This window comes from Streptomyces sp. NPDC007983 (genome assembly GCF_042958345.1).
In the GTDB taxonomy this organism is placed as follows: Bacteria; Actinomycetota; Actinomycetes; order Streptomycetales; family Streptomycetaceae; genus Streptomyces.
On sequence record NZ_JBIBJI010000057.1, the window covers coordinates 1 to 3,689 of the forward strand.

Consider the following 3,689-nt stretch of genomic DNA (forward strand, 5'->3'; position numbering starts at 1 on the left):
CCCACGACGTCTCCAGCAACAGCCGCTGCTGCGGATCCATCGCCGCCGCCTCACGCGGCGACACACCGAAGAACTCCGCGTCGAAATCACCCGCCCCGTGCAGGAAACCGCCCTCACGCACATAGCTGTGTCCCACTGCCTCGGGGTCGGGGTCGTACAGCCCGTCGAGGTCCCATCCGCGGTCGGCGGGGAAGGACGAGATGGCGTCCGTACCGGCGGCCACCAGGTCCCACAGATCCTCCGGCGACGCCACACCACCCGGATAACGGCAGGCCATACCGACGATCGCGATCGGCTCCCGGCTCGCCGACTCCATCTCGGCCAGGCGGGACTTGGTCTTGTGCAGTTCGGCGGTGGCACGCTTCAGGTAGCTGCGGATCTTGTCGTTCTCGGCAGTCATTGCGGCCACCAACTCCTCGGCATGCGGTCGGTCCACGGTGCGATCACAGCTGCTCGTCCAGGAAAGCGAAGATCTCGTCGTCGGTGGCCTCGTCGAGCCGGTCCCCCACGGTCGTTGGAGCACTCACGGCGGCGGATGCGGTACGGGCACGGTGCCCGGGGGCGTCCAGCTCGGTCAGCAGTCCGAGGAGTCGCTCCCGTACCTCGGCCCGCCGGGTGTCGTCGGAGCCCAGCAGGGCGACAGTTCGGGACAGCTCGTCGATCCCTGCCAGGGCGGAGTCCACGGCCGGCGATCCGGTCGGGTGAGGCAGCTCCCCGTCGATCCACGCGGCGACCTCCTTCGGCGTGGGGCGATCGAAGGCCAGCGTGGTCGGCATCCGCAGGTCGACCAGGCGGCTGAGCCGGTTGCGCAACTCCACCGTCGCCAGGGAGTCGAATCCGATGTCCCGGAAGGGACGCTCGGGGTCGACGTCGGCGGGCGACGCGTGGCCGAGTACCTCGGCGACCTGCTCGGTGACCAGGTCCAGCAAGGCCGCGTTCCGTTCCTCGGCCGGGAGCGCCACCATCCGCGCGACACGTCCGGCGTCGGCCTCCGTTTCCCCGCCGCGCCGGCCGGCGGACGCCGTGGTGCCCGCGCCGGCGCGGCGCAGGGCCGCGGGAAGCAGGCCGCGCAGCAGTGGTGGCACCGCGGAGGCACCGCGCTCCTTGGCCGTGCGGCGCAGGGCGGCACCGTCGAGCAGGAGCGGGACGAGGAGCGCGGGCCCTTCCCGGTGCGTGGTCAGGACCAGATCCAGCAGGTCGAGACCTTGCTCGGGCGGCATTGCCGCGATGCCCTCGCGGCGCAGCCGGCGAAGTGCCACCTCGTCCAGGCCCCCGGCCATACCCGCCCGTTCGTCCCACAGGCCCCAGGCGAGCGAGACGGCGGGCAGCCCGGCGGCTCGACGGTCCCGCGCGAAGGCGTCGAGGACCGCGTTGGCCGCCGCGTAGGAGCCCTGCCCCGGACGGCAGAGCAGCCCGGCCGCGGCGGAGAACAGGACGAACGTGCGCAGCGGCCGGTCGAGGGTGGCCTCGTGCAGGTTCCGTACGGCGTCGGCCTTCGGCCGGAGGACGGTGTCGAGCCGCTCCGGGGTCAGGCCGGTGAGGGCTCCATCATCCAGTACTCCGGCGGTGTGCACCACTCCGGTCAGCGGATGCTCCGGTGACACCGTGGAGACGGCCTCCCTCACGTCCGCGGGGTCGGCGAGGTCGCACGCCACGAAGGTCGCGGTGACCTGGAGGCCGGCCAGCTCCCGCTTCAGCACGGCGGCTTCGGGGGCGTTCGCGCCGCGCCTGCTGAGGAGGAGCATATGGCGCACCCCGTGCCGGCGTGCCAGGTGCGGGGCCACCCGGCGGCCCAGGGCACCGGTGGCACCGGTGATCAGCACGGTGCCGTCGGGGTCGAATGCCGCCTCCGCGGCCGTGCTGCTGCTGACGGGCACGAGGCCGGGGGCGAGTACGTCGTCGCCGCGCAGGGCGAGCTGCGACTCTCCCGATGCCAGCGCCCGGGGCAGGGACGTCCAGGCCTCCGGGGAGTCATCCACATCGACGAGGGTGAAACGGTCCGGGTACTCCGACTGGGCGGAGCGGAGCAGGCCCCACAGGGCCGCGCCCGCCAGATCCGGTACGTCGCCGGGTCCGGCGTCGACCGCACCCCGGGTGAGCACGACGAGCCGGGCGTCCGCCAGGCGTTCGTCCTCGGTCCACTCCCTTACCAAGGCCAGGCCGCGGGCGAGGGCGGCGCGCACCGGATCGTCAGCCCGCTCCGCTGCGCCCGGGTCCGCACCCCGGCCGTTCCCTTCTTCCGGCCCGCCCCGGTGAGTGCCGGTCGGTGGCACCACGACCAGGTCGGGGGCGGGAGCCCCGGCGGTCAGGGCGGCACGCAGGGCTGTGAGGTCGGCGTGGGCTGCGGGTTCCGCGCCGGGCAGGGCACGCAGGATCGCGCTCTCCTCCGCCGCGGCGCTCTCCCCCGCACCGGGGCCGAGGACCGTCCAGCGGTGGGTGCCGAGGGCGTCGGACCGATGGGGCACGGGCTGCCAGTCGACGCGGTACAGCGGTTCCTTCGCGCTGTCCGTGCCCAGCGTGACCGGGCGCAGCACCAGCGCGTCCAGGCTGAGGACGGGCGTGCCCTGCGGGTCGGCGGCACACAGCGAGAAGGCGGCGTCGGTACCCTCGCCCACGGGCACCAGCCTGACTCGGAGCGTCTCGGCTCCGACGGCGTGCAGGCCGATACCCTGCCAGGAGAACGGCGCCAGCGTGGTGCCGCCCGTCTCGGGCAGCAGCCCACCGGCACGCCATGGGTGGAGAGCCGCGTCGAAGAGCGCTGGATGGATGCCGAAGCCGTCGCCGTTCGCCACCGTGTCGGGCAGCCGCACCTCGGCGAAGAGTTCCTCGCCGCGGCGCCACACCCCGGACAGTCCGGTGAAGGCGGGACCGTAGCCGTAGCCGTCCGCGGCGAACCCCTCGTACAGCTCCTCCACATCGACCGGTCGGGCCCCAGGAGGCGGCCAGGCCCCCGCGCCCCATGCGGTGTCCGGTGCCTGCGGCGGCTCGGGCGCGAGCACACCCTCCGCATGCCTGGTCCATTCAGGCTCCTCGCCGTCCCCATCCGTGGTCTCGGGGCGCCCGGCGAGCACGACGGCGCGACGGCCCCGTTCGTCGGCCGCCTCGACGAGTACCTGCAGCCGCAGTCCTCCGTGTTCGGGAAGAATCAGCGGCGCGTGGAGCGTGAGTTCCTCCACGCCGCCCGCGCCCACCTCGTCCGCGGCCCTCAGCAGCAGGTCGGCGATGGCCGTACCGGGGAGCAGTGTCGTGCCCGAGATGGCGTGGTCGGCCAGCCACGGGGAGGCGGACAGCGCCACCCTGCCGGTGAGGAGCAGCGAACCGGAACCGGCAATCGGCGTCGCGCCGCTGAGGAACGGATGGTCCTTCCATACGAGCCCGAAGCGGGCCGCGGCCGAGGCGCCCGTGCCCCCGGGGACCGATCCGGTCGCCCAGTAGCGGGTGCGTTGGAAGGGGTAGGTGGGCAGGTCGACACGTCGGCCTCCGGCGCCCAACTGGACTGCGGTGGCATCGATTTCGGCAACACGGGTGTGGAGGGTGGCCAGTGCGGTGGTGAACGTCTCCGCCGCCGGACGATCACGACGCATCACCGGCACAAACGCCAGATCACCCCCGTCCCCGTCCTCTTCCAGACACTCACCCGCCATCACCGACAACACCGCATGCGGACCCACCTCCACAAACGTATCCAC

At 73.2% G+C, this 3,689-nt stretch carries 2 protein-coding genes; both read right to left on the bottom strand.

All coding sequences use genetic code 11. The features are described from left to right. Positions 1–400: beta-ketoacyl synthase N-terminal-like domain-containing protein (locus ACFZCY_RS45380; protein ID WP_391187694.1), on the bottom strand; the 400-nt coding region annotated here is incomplete at its 3' end. A gap of 43 nt (positions 401–443) precedes the next feature. Then, the coding region (locus tag ACFZCY_RS45385) for an SDR family NAD(P)-dependent oxidoreductase (protein WP_391187696.1) at positions 444–3,689 on the bottom strand (3,246 nt) is incomplete at its 5' end.